This is a genomic window from Streptomyces lincolnensis, assembly GCF_021173675.1.
In the GTDB taxonomy this organism is placed as follows: Bacteria; Actinomycetota; Actinomycetes; order Streptomycetales; family Streptomycetaceae; genus Streptomyces; species Streptomyces lincolnensis_B.
Genome location: NZ_JAIHON010000011.1, coordinates 291,774 through 305,249 on the forward strand (window position 1 = coordinate 291,774; position 13,476 = coordinate 305,249).

The following is a 13,476-nucleotide window of genomic DNA, read 5'->3' on the forward strand; positions in this document are numbered from 1 at the left end:
GTTCATCCCCGGGAGGCGGTGGTTCGGGAGCGCCCGCCGACACCGGCGAGGGCGAGGAGCAGCAGCCAGGTGACGAGCAGGCTGAGCACGGACACGGCGACGGACAGCTGGGCGTTGGCGCCGCTGACGCTGTAGATCCACACGGCGAACGGCTGGAAGCCCAGCAGCCGGGCGACGGTGAACTCCCCGAGCACCAGCGCGAGCGTGAGGAAGGAGGCGTTGAGCAGGGCGCCGCGCAGGTTCGGCAGCACGGCCCGGACCAGCGCCTGCGGCCAGCTCGCCCCGCAGCTGCGGGCGGCCTCCACCAGGGTGCGCACGTCGATCGCGGCCAGTCCGGCGTCCAGTGCCCGGTAGACGAACGGCAGCGCCAGCACGACGTAGGCCAGGACGAGGACGACGGGGAAGTCGGGGTTCTGGATCGCCACGAACGTCTGGAACAGCGGGGTGCGGGAGAGGTGGTCCGGTCCCCATTTGAGCACGGTGACGATCCCGGCGACGAACGCGATCGGCGGCACCACCAGCGGCAGCGAGCACACCACCTCCACGACGGGCCGCAGGCGGGCCGCGCCGAGCCGCAGCGCGACCGTCGCGGGCACCGTCAGCAGCAGCACGACGGCGATGGTGGCGAGGGCCAGCTCCAGGGAGAGCAGCAGGCTGGAGCCGAAGCCGTCGGCGGACAGCAGCTGGGTGTAGGCGTCGAAGGTGACGCCCTGGCCCGGCACGTCGACGGTGAAGACGACGGACGCGGCCAGCGGCACCAGGAAGTAGACGCCGGCGAGGCCGAGTGCGCCCCACCGCCACAGGGTCAGGCGAGCCATCGCGCGCTCCTTCGCTGGAGGGGCAGGTAGACCGCCATCACCAGGGCCGCGACGAGGACCATGTCGAAGCTGAGGGCGAGGGCCACGTTCTCCTGGCCGACGAGCACGTTGCCGGAGAGGGCGTCGGCGATCTGGAGGGTGATCAGCGGGACCGAACTGCCCACCATGGCCGCCGCGGTGGCGTACGCGGCGAAGGCGCTGCCGAAGAGCAGGACGAACCCGCCGAGCAGGGTGGGGGTGAGGACCGGAAGGGCGACATGGAGCCAGTACTGCACACCGGTGGCGCCGTTGTTCTGCGCGGCCTCGCGCCACTGGACGCGCAGGCCCTCCAGGGCCGGCGTGATGGTGAGGACCATCAGCGGGATCAGGAAGTACAGGTAGACGATGACCAGTCCCCAGAAGCTGTAGAGGTCCCAGCCCTTGTCCTTCAGACCGAGGTGCTGCGTGAGCACACCGGCGTTGCCCAGCGTGGCGACGAAGGCGAAGGCCAGCGGGACGCCGCCGAAGTTGGCGAGGACCCCGGAGGCGGTGAGCACGCCCTCGCGCAGCGCGCGGGAGCGGGAGGTCACCACGGCGTGCGCGAGCGGCAGTCCGAGCAGCGCGCCGAGGGCCGCGGAGACGGCCGACAGCTTGATGCTGCCGAGCAGGGCGGTGAGGTACGCGCCCTGGAGGGAGTCGGTCAGGTTCGCCGTGCTGTACGAACTGGCGCCGGTGGCCGGGTCCTTGACGCTGAAGGCGCCGTTCAGCATGGCCAGGGCGGGCAGCCCGAAGGCGATCGCGGTGAAGGCGAGCAGCGGGACGACGGCGAGCCAGCCGGGGGCCCGGCGCCGCCGCCTCACCTCGGCGGCGGTCGCCGTGCCGGCCCGTGGAAGGGTGGCCGTCATCCGGAGACGGCCTTCCCCCAGCCCTGCGCGAGGACCGTCTTGGCCTTGCTCTGCTGGGCTTCGGTGGGGAAGGAGGGCGTCCCGGAGACCTGCGGCAGCTTGGCGGCGGCCGTCTTGTCGAGGGTGCCGGCCTTCTCCATGGCGGTCATCAGGGCGGGGCGGGCGTAGCCCTTGAGCCACAGGTTCTGGCCCTCGGTGCTGTACAGGTACTCCTGCCACAGGCGGGCGGCCGCCGGGTGCGGGGCGTCCTTGTTGACGGCCTGGGAGTAGTACTGGGCGAACTTGCCGTCGCTGGGCACGGCGACCTTCCAGTCGACGCCCTTGGACTTGAACTCGTCGGCGTACCCGGCGTTGAGGTAGTCCCAGTCGATGCTGATGGGCGTCTCGCCCTTCTCGACGGTGGCCGGGGTCGACTCGACGGGCGTGTAGTTGCCGTTCTTCTTCAGCTTGGCGAAGAAGTCCAGGCCGGGCTGGATGTCGTCGAAGGAGCCGCCGCTCGCGAGGGCCGCCGCGTAGACACCGCCGAAGGCCGAACCCGACTGGGTCGGGTTGCCGTTGAGCGCCACCTGCCCCTTGTACTGGGGCTTCAGCAGATCCGCGAAGGTGGTCGGGCAGACCTTGACGCGCTTGGCGTCGCAGCCGATGGAGATGTAGCCGCCGTAGTCGTTGTACCAGCGCGCCTGCGCGTCCTTCTGGCCGGCCGGGATGTCGTCGTACGACTGGACCTCGTACGGCGCGAGCAGGCCCTGCTGGGCGGCGCTGACCGCGAAGGAACTGCCGAGGTCGAGGACGTCGGGGGCGCGGTCCTGGCCCTTGCGGGAGGTGACCGCGTTGATCTCGTCCTGGCTGGAGCCGTCGGGGCTCTCGACCTGGATCTTGATGCCGTACTTCTTCTGGAAGCCGTCGATGAGGGCGCCGTAGTTGGCCCAGTCGCGGGGCAGCGCGATGGCGTGCAGCGTGCCCTCCTTCTTCGCCGCGGCGACCAGCCTGTCCATGCCGCCGAAGTCCGCCGCCGAGGTCGCGGTCGCGGCGTTCTTGCCGTCGGCGGTGGTCGACGCGGTGTCGGGTGCGGCGCCGCAGGCGCTCAGGGCGAGCGCGGCGACGACGGCGAGGGATCCGCCCACGACGGCCGTTCTCGGCAGGGCTGTGCTCGACCAGGACAGGGACACGGTTGCTCCAGGGGACGCACGAGGGTTGCGGAAGACGCAGAGCGCGACTGACTTGTCTGAACAAGTTCAGCCTCAGTAGGCCCGCCTCAGGTGTCCTTCCCGTTAACTCCGGCAAAAAGATGTCCCTGCATTTCGCATCCGATCTCCCCCGGGCCGAGCAGCGTCGGATGTCGATTAGGCTGGTCACGCTGTGCACAGTGACCGACTCAGAGGGGGAGCATGGCGGCGCGACACGAGCAGATCGCCGACGAACTGCGGCGGGCGATCGACCGCGAGGAGTACACGGTCGGCAGCCGGCTGCCCGCCGAGACGGAGCTCGCGGCCCACTACGGCGTCTCGCGCGGCACGGTCCGCCAGGCCGTCGCCGCCCTGACCTCCGAGGGGCTCATCGGCTCCCGCCAGGGCGCCCGGCGCGTGGTGCTCGCCAGCCGCCGCAGCCAGAGCTTCGCCGAACTGCGCAGCTTCGCCCAGTGGGCGCGCGCGATGGGCCGCGAGGCCACCGGCCTCGTGGTCGCCCAGGAGTACCGCCCGGCCACCGCCGAGGACGCCGTCCGCCTCCAACTGCGCTCCGGCACACCGGTGTTGCACGTCCTGCGGGTGCGCGGCCTGGACGGCGATCCGGTCCTGCTGGAGCGGACCGTGTACGCCGACTGGATCTCCCCGGCCGTCGAGGCCATCGAGCCGGACTGCCCGTCGGTGACCCAACGGCTGTACGACGACCGGGGGTTGGTCTTCGCCTACGGTGAGCACGTCATCGACGCGGTCGCGGCCGGCTCCCAGGACGCCGAGTTGCTCGGCGTCCGGCGCTCCAGCCCGCTGCTGCGGGTGCGCCGGGTGACGACCACCCGGGAGGGGCGGCCGGTGGAGTGGTCGGACGACCGCTACCGCTCGGACGCGGTCAGCTTCAGCGTGCACAACTCCCTGGACAACAACGCGCTGGCCCGCAAGACGGCGGAGTGAGCGCCCGAGCTCACCGGTGAGCCCGTCTCAGGTCAGCAGCGCCCGTCCTTACCAGTCCCGGTCGTCCCGGACGTCCGGAGAAATCCATGACCAAGTGTTCCCTCCTGATTCACCGGCCCCGTGAACCGCGGTCGCGAGGAATCACCGCGCTCCGCCCGCTGTTGTCGGGCATGGCAGCCCCGCGCGTATCCCGAGGAGACACAGCATGTACGGCGACCAGGAAACGATCCGCAAGATCCTCACCGAGCTCGGCGACACCTGGGCCGTCGTGGGCCTCTCGTCGAACCGGGCGCGCGCCGCGTACGGCGTCGCCGAGGTGCTCCAGCGCTTCGGCAAGCGCGTCGTGCCGGTGCACCCCAAGGCGGAGACGGTGCACGGCGAGCAGGGGTACGCCTCCCTCTCGGACATCCCCTTCGACGTCGACGTGGTCGACGTGTTCGTCAACAGCGAGCTGGCCGGGGCGGTCGCCGACGAGGCACTGGCCAGGGGCGCCAAGGCGGTCTGGTTCCAGCTCGGCGTCGTCGACGAGGCGGCGTACGACCGCGTCCGGGACGCGGGCCTGGAGATGGTGATGGACCGCTGCCCGGCGATCGAGATTCCCCGTCTGAATTCCTGAAGTATTCGCCAGGAGTTCCCCTCGCTCCAGTCAAATATTCCGCAACCACCTTCAACAGAAGGGTTCTTGAAAACTAATCTGAGGCCTCTCGGACAGTGAATACGAGCATTTAGTGAGAGGCCCCTTAATTTATGGTAAGCGTGGATGCGGTTCCGGAGAGAAAAGGGGCCCCCGGCGGCTTGCGGCGGGACGTCGGCCTCATCGGGCTGATGTGGGCCTCGGTCGGCTCCATCATCGGCTCCGGCTGGCTGTACGGCGCCCAGGAGGCGGTCGGCGCGGCCGGTCCCGCGGCGGTCCTCTCCTGGGTGATCGGCGCGGTGGCCATCGTCCTGCTGGCGCTGGTGCACGCCGAACTCGGCGGCATGTTCCCGGTGGCGGGCGGCACGGCACGCTATCCGCACTACGCGTTCGGCGGGCTGGCCGGCATGTCCTTCGGCTGGTTCTCCTGGCTCCAGGCGGCGACCGTGGCACCGATCGAGGTCGAGGCCATGATCGGCTACGCCGGACACTGGTCCTGGGCGCAGGGGTTGCAGCGCGCGGACAAGACGCTCACCACGAGCGGTCTCCTCGTCGCCGTGGCGCTCATGGCCGTCTTCGTGATCGTCAACTTCCTCGGCGTCCGGGCGCTCGCGCACACCAACAGCGCCGCCACCTGGTGGAAGATCGCGGTGCCGCTGGCGGCCATCTTCGTCATCGCGGCCGGCAACTTCCATCCGGGCAACTTCACTTCGGAGGGCTTCGCGCCGTTCGGCGCCAAGGGCGTACTGAGCGCCATCAGCACCAGCGGCATCATCTTCGCCCTGCTGGGCTTCGAGCAGGCCATCCAGCTCGCGGGCGAGAGCCGCAACCCCAGGCGTGACCTGCCCCGGGCGACCCTCGGCTCGGTCGCGATCGGCGCCGTCATCTACGTCCTGCTCCAGATCGTGTTCATCGCCGCGCTGCCGCACAGCACCTTCGCGCACGGCTGGGACAAGCTCGACTACCCCGGAATCAGCGGCCCCTGGGCGGGTCTGGCCACCCTCGTCGGCCTGGGCTGGCTGAGCGTGGTGCTGTACCTCGACGCCGTGGTCTCCCCCGGCGGCACCGGGCTGATCTACACCACGGCCACCTCCCGGGTCTCCTACGGCCTGGCCAGGAACGGCTACGCGCCGAAGGTCTTCGAGCGGACCGACCGCAACGGCGTGCCCTGGTTCGGTCTTGCCATGTCCTTCGTGACCGGTGTGGTCTGCTTCCTGCCCTTCCCGAGCTGGCAGCAGCTGGTCGGTTTCATCACCTCGGCGAGCGTCCTGATGTACGCCGGTGCCCCGCTGGCGTACGGCGTGTTCGCGGACCGGCTGCCGCACCACGAGCGCCCCTACCGGCTGCCCGGCGGCACGGTCGTCGCCCCACTGTCCTTCGTGGTGGCCAACCTCATCATCTACTGGGCGGGCTGGCACACGCTGTGGCGGCTCGGCGTGGCGATCGTCCTCGGCTATCTGCTGCTCGGCGGATACGCCCGGTACGCCATCGCCAAGGGGCTGCCCGACGCTCCCCGCCTGGACTGGAGGGCCGCCCAGTGGCTGCCGGTCTATCTGCTGGGCATGGGCGTCATCTCCTGGCAGGGCGGCTTCGGCGGCGGCCAGGGCCGGATCGCGCTGTGGTGGGACATCCTGCTCGTCGCGGCCTTCTCCCTCGTCGTCTACTACTGGGCCAGGGCCACCGCGTCACCGGCCGAGGAGATCGAGCGGAGCATCGACGAGATCGCCGTCACGGAGGTCCCCGCGCACTGAACGGCCGCCGAAGCGGACGGAGTTCCTCCACCGCGGTCGGCGGCCGGCCACTCCCCACCTCCACGAGGCACCCCCATAATGCTCGCGTGACCTCCTCCCTCCCCCAGCCCGCCACCGGGGCCCCCGAGCGCTGTCCCGTCGTCATCGTGGGCGCCGGTCCCGCCGGGCTCACCATCGGCTCGATCCTGCGGGCCGCCGGCGTCGACTGTCTCGTGCTGGAGACCGAGACGCGCGAGTTCATCGAGCAGCGCCCGCGTGCGGGGGTCCTGGAGGAGTGGGCCGTGCGCGGGCTCCAGCGGCGGGGTCTGGCCGACAACCTGCTGGAGCGGGCGCAGTTGCACACCGAGTGCGAGTTCCGGTTCGGCGGGGAGCGGTTCCGCTTCTCCTACACGGAGCTGACGGGGCAGCACCACTTCATCTATCCGCAGCAGTTCCTGGTGACGGACCTGGTGCGCGAGTACGCGGACGTCCGCGGCGGGCGGATCCGGTTCGGGGTCCGGGACGTGCAGCTGCTCGACCTGGACACCTCCCGGCCCTCGGTGTCGTACATATCGGCGGAGACGGGGCAACGCGAGGTCGTCGAGTGCGACTTCGTCGCGGGCTGCGACGGCGCGCGCGGGGTCACCCGCACCATCCTGCCGGCGACCGCGGAGATCTCCCGGCACGACTACGGCGTCGGCTGGCTGGCGCTGCTGGCCGAGGCGCCGCCGTCCAACGACTGCGTGGTCTTCGGCATCCATCCCAACGGCTTCGCCGGGCACATGGCCCGCAGCCCCGAGGTGACCCGCTACTACCTGGAGTGCCCGCCCGGCGACGACCCGGAGAACTGGTCGCACGAACGCGTCTGGTCCGAGCTGCAGCAGCGCCTCGGGGCCACCGACAGGCCGCCGCTCACCGAGGGGCGGCTGATCGAGAAGCGCGTCCTGGACATGCACAACTACGTCGTCGAACCCATGGTGTTCGGCCGTCTCTTCCTGGCCGGCGACGCCGCCCACCTGACCGCTCCGATCGCGGCCAAGGGCATGAACCTCGCCCTGCACGACGCCTACCTGCTCGGCGACGCGCTCGTCGCGTACCTCACCAAGGGCGGGGAGAACGGCCTCGACACCTATGCGCAGACCTGTCTGCGGCGCGTGTGGGACTACCAGGAGTTCTCCGAGTGGCTCTCCGGCGTCTACCACGGCACCTCCTCGGGCGACCCCTACCGCGCGGGCACCACCTTCGCCCGGCTCCGGCGGCTGTTCACGTCCCCGGCCGCCGCGGCGGCGTTCGCGGAGCAGTACCTCGGTACGGCGTCCACGTACTGACATACGGAACCGCGTACTGACGCACGGAGCCGCCTACTGACGAACGGATCCACGTGCTGATCCCTCAGTCGTGCACCGGACGGTCGCTGAGCCGGTGGTCGGCCACGTTCAGGGCCTCGTCGACGAGCCGGCGCAGATGCCCGTCGCGCAGCGCGTAGATCACCCGGCGCCCGTCCTTCCGGGTGCTCACCAGGCCGGCCAGCCTGAGCCGCGCCAGGTGCTGACTGACGGCCGGCCGTGCCGCCCCGCACACTTCCGTGAGGGTCGTGACATCGGCCTCTCCCCCGGTCAGCGCGTGCAGCAGGGTGAGCCGGGTGCGGTCGCCGAGCAGGGCCAGGATCTCGGCGGCGAGGGCGAGGTGTTCCTCGCCGGGGGTGCGCGGATGCGCATCGTGCGCAGGTGACAGGTGCATGCGTGCGCTCATACGCACATAATGGCTCCGTGGGCGCGGTACGTCCACTCCCGCGCGCACCGGAAGGGGAACACCGTGAGCGATCACCACCACGAGCACCACCACCCCCACGAGCACCGGCACGAGCATCACCACCCGCACGAGCACCGGCCCCGGCGCCCCGGCCTGCGCCACCGCCTCGCCCACCTCCTCACCCCCCACTCCCACGAGAGCGCCGACAAGCTCGACTCCGCGCTGGAGTCCTCGGCGCGCGGTATGCGGGCCCTGTGGATCTCGCTGGCGGTGCTGGGCGTGACGGCCCTGGCGCAGGCGGTCGTGGTGGCGCTGTCCGGGTCGGTCGCGCTGCTCGGTGACACCGTGCACAACACCGCGGACGCGCTGACCGCCGTACCGCTGGGCATCGCCTTCGTGCTGGGCAGGCGCGCGGCGACGCGGCGCTTCACCTACGGCTACGGCCGGGCGGAGGACCTGGCGGGCATCGTGATCGTGCTGACGATCGCCGCGTCGGCGGCGTTCGCGGGGTGGACGGCGATCGACCGGCTGCTCGACCCGCGCCCTGTGACGCATGTGCCGGCGGTGGCGGTGGCGGCGCTGGTCGGCTTCGCGGGCAACGAGTGGGTGGCCCGGTACCGGATCCGGGTGGGCCGTTCGATCGGCTCGGCCGCGCTGGTCGCCGACGGACTGCACGCCCGTACCGACGGGTTCACCTCACTGGCCGTGCTGCTGGGGGCCGGCGGGTCCGCCCTCGGCTGGCAACTGGCCGACCCGATCGTGGGGTTGGCGATCACGGCCGCGATCGCGCTGGTACTGCGGGACGCGGCGCGCGAGGTGTTCCGGCGGGTGATGGACGCCGTCGACCCGGCCCTGGTGGACCGGGCCGAGCGGGCGTTGCGCGAGGTCGAAGGGGTGCGTGCGGTGGGTGAGTTGCGGCTGCGCTGGATCGGCCACCGGCTGCGCGCCGAGGTGGCGGTCGTGGTGGACGGCGAGGCCACGGTCCGTCAGGCGCACGGCATCACCGTGGACGCCGAGCACGCCCTGCTGCACGCCGTCCCCCGCCTCACCGCGGCCCTGGTGCACGCCGACCCGGCGCCGGTGCCGGGCGAGACGGACCCGCACCACGCCCTCGCCCACCACGCGCACGCCTGACCTCAGGCCACGCCCAGACCCTCCAGCACCACGGCGCCCGGCAGTTCGGCGAACGCCTTCCCCGGCACCAGCAGCTTGCCGCGCCGCCGGCCGCTGCCGACCAGGACGTACGGCAGGTCGACCACCGCGGAGTCCACCAACACCGGCCAGCCGTCGGGCAGTCCGAGCGGGGTGATGCCGCCGTACTCCATGCCGGTCTCCCCCGTCGCCGTGTCCATCGAGGCGAACGAGGCCTTGCGGGCGCCGAGTTGGCGGCGCACCACGCCGTTGACGTCGACCCGGGTGGTGGAGAGCACCACGCAGGCCGCGAGACTGCTCTCCCCGCCGCGCTTGCCCGCGACGACCACACAGTTCGCCGACCGCTCCAGCAGCTCGCGCCCGTAGTGCTCCACGAAGGTGGCGGTGTCGGCCCACTCCGGTTCGGTGTCGACGTAGACGATCTGCTCGGCGGGGACGCTGCCGCTCCAGTGGCGTACGGCGTCGGCGACCGGGCGGGTCAGCTCGTCGAGGGCGTCGGGGGCAGGGGTGGCGTGGTCGAAGTGTCCGAGGGGTGCGTCCATGGCGGCACGCTAACAGGACCCGTTCAGTGCACGGCGGGCACCGAGACGGCCATGACCATCTCCATCGGCACCTCGCCCCGGTTTCCGTACGTGTGCGGGGTGTTGGCCTCGAAGGAGGCACTCGCGCCCGCGGGGACGACATGCGCCACGCCGTCGACGGTGAGCGTGAGTTCGCCGACCGTGACATGGACGAGTTCGACCGTGCCGGTGGGGTGCGGGTCCGAGGGGCTGCTCTCGCCCGGCATGAGCCGCCAGTCCCACATCTCCAGCGGGCCCGGCGCCTCGGCGCCCGCCAGGAGCCGGTTGTAGCTGCCCGCGTCGGTGTGCCACAGCCGCACGGCCTGGTCGGCGGGGACGATGCGCACCTTCGGGCCCTGCTCGTAGTCGAGCAGCGTGGTGATGCTGATCCCGAGGGCGTCGCCGATCTTCACGACGGTGCCGAGGCTGGGGTTGGTCCGGGCCTGCTCGATCTGGATGAGCATGCCGCGGCTGACCCCGGCACGTGCGGCGAGCGCGTCCAGGGTGAAGCCCCGCTCGGTGCGCCAGCGCTTGACGTTGCGCGCCAGGGACTGGGTCAGCAGGTCGAGGTCCGACACTTCACGTCCAATATTCGCGTCAAATATTCTGTATGCAGCAGTGCAGTCGAATGAACTACGGTGGGCTGCACCCGATCGTTCACCGAACTGTACTGCGAGGCACCCCGTGACAGCACTCTTCGCCCTGGCCACGAGCCTGTTGTGGGGCCTGGCCGACTTCGGCGGCGGACTGCTGGCCCGGCGCACCCCGGCGCTGACGGTGGTCGTGGTCTCGCAGTCCATCGCGGCACTCGTGCTCGGCGCGATCGTCGTGGCCACCGGCGGCTGGAGCGAGGCCGGCGCCCAGCTGTGGTTCGCGGTCGCCGCCGGTCTGGTGGGCCCGGTCGCCCTGATCTGCTTCTACAAGGCGCTCGCGCTGGGCCCGATGGGCGTGGTCTCCCCGCTCGGCACCGTCGGCGTGGCCGTCCCGGTCGGCGTGGGCCTCGCCCTCGGCGAACGGCCCGGGGTGACGCAGGTCGCGGGGATCGCGGTCGCCGTCCTCGGGGTCGTCCTCGCGGGCGGACCGCAGCTGCGGGGCGCGCCCGTGCAGCGCCGGGCCATCCTGCTCACGCTGGTCGCGGCCTTCGGCTTCGGCACCGTGTTCGCGCTCATCGCGGAGTCGTCGAGCACCGTCACCGGCCTGTTCCTGGCGCTGTTCGTGCAGCGCGTGGTCAACGTGGCGGTCGGCGGTCTCGCGCTGTACGCGTCCGTCCGGCGGGGCGGCGCGGCCGTTCCGGACGACGGCTTCCCGTGGCGCTCCCTGCCGGCGCTCGCCTTCGTCGGCCTCGCCGATGTCGCCGCGAACGGCACCTATGTGGTCGCCGCCCAGCACGGCCCGGTCACCGTGGCCGCCGTGCTCGCCTCGCTGTACCCGGTGGTGACCGCCCTGGCCGCGCGCGGCTTCCTCAGGGAGCGGCTGCGGGCGGTGCAGGCCGCGGGCGCGGGGCTCGCGCTGGTGGGCACGCTGCTGCTGGCGACCGGCTGACTCAGGACTCCGTGTCGACCTCGGCGAGCCGGGCCACCGCCGCCTCGTCCAGCGCCGCCAGCCTCGCCGCCGCCTCCTCGTCCAGCCCGGCCAGCGCCTGAAGCTGCTCGGGGGTCACCCCGTCGGGTATCGGCACCGGCGCCGGCGTCCTGAGCGGCGGCTGCCAGCCGTCGTCGGGAGTCCACCGCCGTACGACTCGGGCGGGCGCCCCCGCGACCACGGCGTGGTCCGGCACCGCGCCCCGGACGACGGCACCGGCGGCCACGACGACGTTCCGCCCGATCCGCGCCCCGGGCAGGATCACCGCCCCGGTCCCGATCCAGCACCCTGGGCCGATCTCCACCGGCTCCATCCGCGGCCACTGCTTGCCGATGGGCTCGTGGGGATCGTCGTAGGAGTGGTTGGTGGAGGTGACATAGACGTACGGCCCGAAGTAGCAGTCGCTGCCGATGGTCACCGTGGTGTCCGCGATGACGTGGCTGCCGCGCCCCAGTACGACGCCGTCGCCGATGCGCAGGATCGGTTCCGGCCCGAGGTCGAGGTCGGGCATCAGACCCGCGGTCAGGGTGACCTGCTCGCCGACGATGCAGTGCGACCCCACGTGGATCCAGGGCTCGCCGAAGACCGTGCCGAGCGGGAAGGCCAGCCGGGTGTGGGCGCCCAGCGCGCCGAAGCGGAAGCGTCCCGGACGCTCGGCCGTGACGGAGCCCGTCCGCTGCACCCAGGCCCAGCCCGCGTGCACGCCCCGCTGCACCAGCCGGCGCCGCCATGATGAGAACGTGTTCTTCTTCGGCACCCGCTCACCGTACTCAGGGCGCCCTCGGCCCATGGGATCGAGGGGCTGTGATCTACGCCCCACCGGGTGACGTACGGTGCGGTGGTACCCGAGGACGAGGAGAGGGCGATGGGCGACAGGGCGTTGATCACGGGCATCGGCGGAAGAGAACCGGACATCCACGAAGAGGCCTTCGTCGCCCCCACGGCCTCCGTGATCGGTGACGTGACCCTGGAGGCGGGCGCCGGCATCTGGTACGGCGCGGTGGCCCGGGGCGACGTCGAGCGCATCCGCGTCGGCCCTCGAAGCAACATCCAGGACAACTGCACCCTGCACGCCGATCCCGGCTTCCCGGTCGTCATCGGCGCCCGCGTCTCGGTCGGCCACAACGCCGTCGTCCACGGCGCGACCGTCGAGGACGACTGCCTGATCGGCATGGGCGCCACGGTCCTCAACGGCGCGGTGATCGGAGCGGGTTCGCTGGTGGCGGCCCAGGCACTGGTCCCGCAGGGCATGCGGGTCCCGCCGGGATCACTGGTGGCGGGCGTACCGGCCAAGGTCAAGCGGGAGCTGACGGAGGAGGAGCGCCAGGGCATCACCCTGAACGGCACGCTGTACGCGGACCTGGCCAAGGCGCACCAGGAGGTCCACGGTCAGTAGGTCCACGCTCAGGAAGTGCACGGTCAGGAAGACGCGCCCGTCACTCCGCGGCCGCCACGGCCTGGGGTTCGGCCTCCCGCGGCGCGGCCTTCGCCGCCTTCCGCCTCAGGACCAGCATCGACGTGAGACCGACGAGCACCGCCGCCACCAGTCCCAGCCAGGAGAACCGCTTCAGCCACGACTCGGCGACGATCCCCACGTAGTAGATGACGGCCGTGGTGCCGCCCGCCCAGACGATCCCGCCCAGCACGTTGGCGATCAGGAACTTCCAGTACGGCATCCGCAGCACGCCGGCGAGCGGCCCCGCGAAGATCCGCAGCAGTGCGACGAACCGCCCGAAGAAGACGGCCCACATGCCCCACTTCTGGAAGGACCGCTCGGCCGTGGCGATGTGCCCCTCGCTGAAGTGCCTGGGGAACTTCTTCCCCAGCCACGCGAGCAACGGCCGCCCGCCCTTGCGGCCGATGGCGTAGCCGATGGAGTCACCGATGATCGCCCCGGCCGTGGCGCAGGCGCCGAGGACCACCGGGTCGATCCCCGCGTGCTGCGAGGACAGCAGCGCCGCCGAGACCAGGATGATCTCCCCGGGCAGCGGGATGCCCAGGCTTTCGAGGCCGATGACGAGCCCCACCAGGGCGTAGACGGCGGCCGCCGGCACCGTGTCGAGCCATTCCTGGACGTGCAACGCCGGTTCCTCCCGATCACGTGCCTGCATTCCCGGCGTGGGGGCCGGGCGCGGGGCCCCCCCCGGGGACCCGAACGGGGGACCTAGGCGGCGACGGGGCCCCCCCCGCCGCCCGGGGGTTGGGGGCGGGGGTGCCCCGCACCGCGGTGCCGCCC

At 71.7% G+C, this 13,476-nt stretch carries 15 protein-coding genes; 7 read left to right on the plus strand and 8 right to left on the minus strand.

What is annotated here, in order from left to right:
- Positions 1 to 2: 2 nt before the first annotated feature.
- The 3 genes from K4B79_RS32170 to K4B79_RS32180 are packed head-to-tail and all read right to left on the minus strand — an operon-like array spanning position 3 to position 2,871.
- Positions 3 to 818, minus strand: a complete 816-nt coding sequence (locus tag K4B79_RS32170; RefSeq protein WP_232030825.1) for an ABC transporter permease — start codon at positions 816 to 818, stop codon at positions 3 to 5.
- Positions 806 to 1,702, minus strand: a complete 897-nt coding sequence (locus tag K4B79_RS32175; RefSeq protein ID WP_232030826.1) for an ABC transporter permease — start codon at positions 1,700 to 1,702, stop codon at positions 806 to 808. The genes K4B79_RS32170 and K4B79_RS32175 overlap by 13 nt, the downstream gene beginning before the upstream one ends.
- Positions 1,699 to 2,871, minus strand: a complete 1,173-nt coding sequence (locus K4B79_RS32180) for an ABC transporter substrate-binding protein (protein WP_232030827.1) — start codon at positions 2,869 to 2,871, stop codon at positions 1,699 to 1,701. Before K4B79_RS32180 ends, K4B79_RS32175 begins: the two co-directional genes overlap by 4 nt.
- A gap of 219 nt (positions 2,872 to 3,090) precedes the next feature.
- On the opposite strand from K4B79_RS32180, the gene K4B79_RS32185 reads away from it, so the two are divergent.
- From K4B79_RS32185 to K4B79_RS32200, 4 genes are all read left to right on the plus strand, one after another.
- Positions 3,091 to 3,831 (plus strand): GntR family transcriptional regulator, encoded by a 741-nt coding sequence (locus tag K4B79_RS32185; RefSeq protein ID WP_232030828.1) that lies wholly within the window; start codon positions 3,091 to 3,093, stop codon positions 3,829 to 3,831.
- A 205-nt stretch (positions 3,832 to 4,036) separates the two neighbouring features.
- Positions 4,037 to 4,447: a CoA-binding protein gene (locus tag K4B79_RS32190; protein ID WP_232030829.1), complete on the plus strand. Its 411-nt coding sequence runs from the start codon at positions 4,037 to 4,039 to the stop codon at positions 4,445 to 4,447.
- A gap of 131 nt (positions 4,448 to 4,578) precedes the next feature.
- Positions 4,579 to 6,216, plus strand: coding sequence for an APC family permease (locus K4B79_RS32195; protein ID WP_232030830.1), 1,638 nt, complete (start codon positions 4,579 to 4,581; stop codon positions 6,214 to 6,216).
- A gap of 86 nt (positions 6,217 to 6,302) precedes the next feature.
- Positions 6,303 to 7,523 (plus strand): 4-hydroxybenzoate 3-monooxygenase, encoded by a 1,221-nt coding sequence (locus K4B79_RS32200; RefSeq protein ID WP_232030831.1) that lies wholly within the window; start codon positions 6,303 to 6,305, stop codon positions 7,521 to 7,523.
- A gap of 64 nt (positions 7,524 to 7,587) precedes the next feature.
- Here K4B79_RS32200 and K4B79_RS32205 read toward each other — a convergent pair whose 3' ends face one another.
- The gene (locus tag K4B79_RS32205) at positions 7,588 to 7,947 is read right to left on the minus strand and encodes an ArsR/SmtB family transcription factor (RefSeq protein WP_232030832.1); all 360 of its coding nucleotides are present in this window, start codon (positions 7,945 to 7,947) and stop codon (positions 7,588 to 7,590) included.
- 9 nt (positions 7,948 to 7,956) lie between these two features.
- On the opposite strand from K4B79_RS32205, the gene K4B79_RS32210 reads away from it, so the two are divergent.
- Positions 7,957 to 9,081, plus strand: a complete 1,125-nt coding sequence (locus tag K4B79_RS32210; protein WP_269464170.1) for a cation diffusion facilitator family transporter — start codon at positions 7,957 to 7,959, stop codon at positions 9,079 to 9,081.
- Between the two features lie 2 nt (positions 9,082 to 9,083).
- Here the strand turns inward: K4B79_RS32210 and K4B79_RS32215 are convergent, their stop codons facing one another.
- Both K4B79_RS32215 and K4B79_RS32220 read right to left on the minus strand, forming a co-directional pair.
- Positions 9,084 to 9,641, minus strand: coding sequence for a YbaK/EbsC family protein (locus K4B79_RS32215; RefSeq protein WP_232030834.1), 558 nt, complete (start codon positions 9,639 to 9,641; stop codon positions 9,084 to 9,086).
- Positions 9,642 to 9,664: 23 nt separating this feature from the next.
- The gene (locus tag K4B79_RS32220; RefSeq protein WP_232030835.1) at positions 9,665 to 10,237 is read right to left on the minus strand and encodes a helix-turn-helix domain-containing protein; all 573 of its coding nucleotides are present in this window, start codon (positions 10,235 to 10,237) and stop codon (positions 9,665 to 9,667) included.
- A 106-nt stretch (positions 10,238 to 10,343) separates the two neighbouring features.
- Between K4B79_RS32220 and K4B79_RS32225 the strand changes: the two genes are divergently transcribed.
- Positions 10,344 to 11,201 carry a DMT family transporter gene (locus K4B79_RS32225; RefSeq protein WP_232030836.1) on the plus strand — a complete coding sequence of 286 codons (858 nt, stop codon included), beginning with the start codon at positions 10,344 to 10,346 and terminating at the stop codon, positions 11,199 to 11,201.
- A gap of 1 nt (position 11,202) precedes the next feature.
- Here K4B79_RS32225 and K4B79_RS47965 read toward each other — a convergent pair whose 3' ends face one another.
- Positions 11,203 to 11,997: an acyltransferase gene (locus K4B79_RS47965; RefSeq protein WP_306502883.1), complete on the minus strand. Its 795-nt coding sequence runs from the start codon at positions 11,995 to 11,997 to the stop codon at positions 11,203 to 11,205.
- A gap of 108 nt (positions 11,998 to 12,105) precedes the next feature.
- Between K4B79_RS47965 and K4B79_RS32245 the strand changes: the two genes are divergently transcribed.
- Positions 12,106 to 12,636 carry a gamma carbonic anhydrase family protein gene (locus K4B79_RS32245; protein WP_232030911.1) on the plus strand — a complete coding sequence of 177 codons (531 nt, stop codon included), beginning with the start codon at positions 12,106 to 12,108 and terminating at the stop codon, positions 12,634 to 12,636.
- Between the two features lie 40 nt (positions 12,637 to 12,676).
- Here the strand turns inward: K4B79_RS32245 and K4B79_RS32250 are convergent, their stop codons facing one another.
- The gene (locus K4B79_RS32250; protein ID WP_232030837.1) at positions 12,677 to 13,321 is read right to left on the minus strand and encodes a DedA family protein; all 645 of its coding nucleotides are present in this window, start codon (positions 13,319 to 13,321) and stop codon (positions 12,677 to 12,679) included.
- Between the last annotated feature and the right edge of the window lie 155 nt (positions 13,322 to 13,476).

Excerpts from the sequence above, each read along its gene's own strand:
- K4B79_RS32175 (WP_232030826.1), bottom strand. The coding sequence starts at position 1,702 with ATGACGGCCACCCTTCCACGGGCCGGCACGGCGACCGCCGCCGAGGTG.
- K4B79_RS32245 (WP_232030911.1), top strand. The coding sequence starts at position 12,106 with ATGGGCGACAGGGCGTTGATCACGGGCATCGGCGGAAGAGAACCGGAC.
- K4B79_RS32170 (WP_232030825.1), bottom strand. The coding sequence starts at position 818 with ATGGCTCGCCTGACCCTGTGGCGGTGGGGCGCACTCGGCCTCGCCGGC.
- K4B79_RS32215 (WP_232030834.1), bottom strand. The coding sequence starts at position 9,641 with ATGGACGCACCCCTCGGACACTTCGACCACGCCACCCCTGCCCCCGAC.
- K4B79_RS32195 (WP_232030830.1), top strand. The coding sequence starts at position 4,579 with ATGGTAAGCGTGGATGCGGTTCCGGAGAGAAAAGGGGCCCCCGGCGGC.
- K4B79_RS32185 (WP_232030828.1), top strand. The coding sequence starts at position 3,091 with ATGGCGGCGCGACACGAGCAGATCGCCGACGAACTGCGGCGGGCGATC.
- K4B79_RS32210 (WP_269464170.1), top strand. The coding sequence starts at position 7,957 with ATGGCTCCGTGGGCGCGGTACGTCCACTCCCGCGCGCACCGGAAGGGG.
- K4B79_RS32190 (WP_232030829.1), top strand. The coding sequence starts at position 4,037 with ATGTACGGCGACCAGGAAACGATCCGCAAGATCCTCACCGAGCTCGGC.
- K4B79_RS32205 (WP_232030832.1), bottom strand. The coding sequence starts at position 7,947 with ATGAGCGCACGCATGCACCTGTCACCTGCGCACGATGCGCATCCGCGC.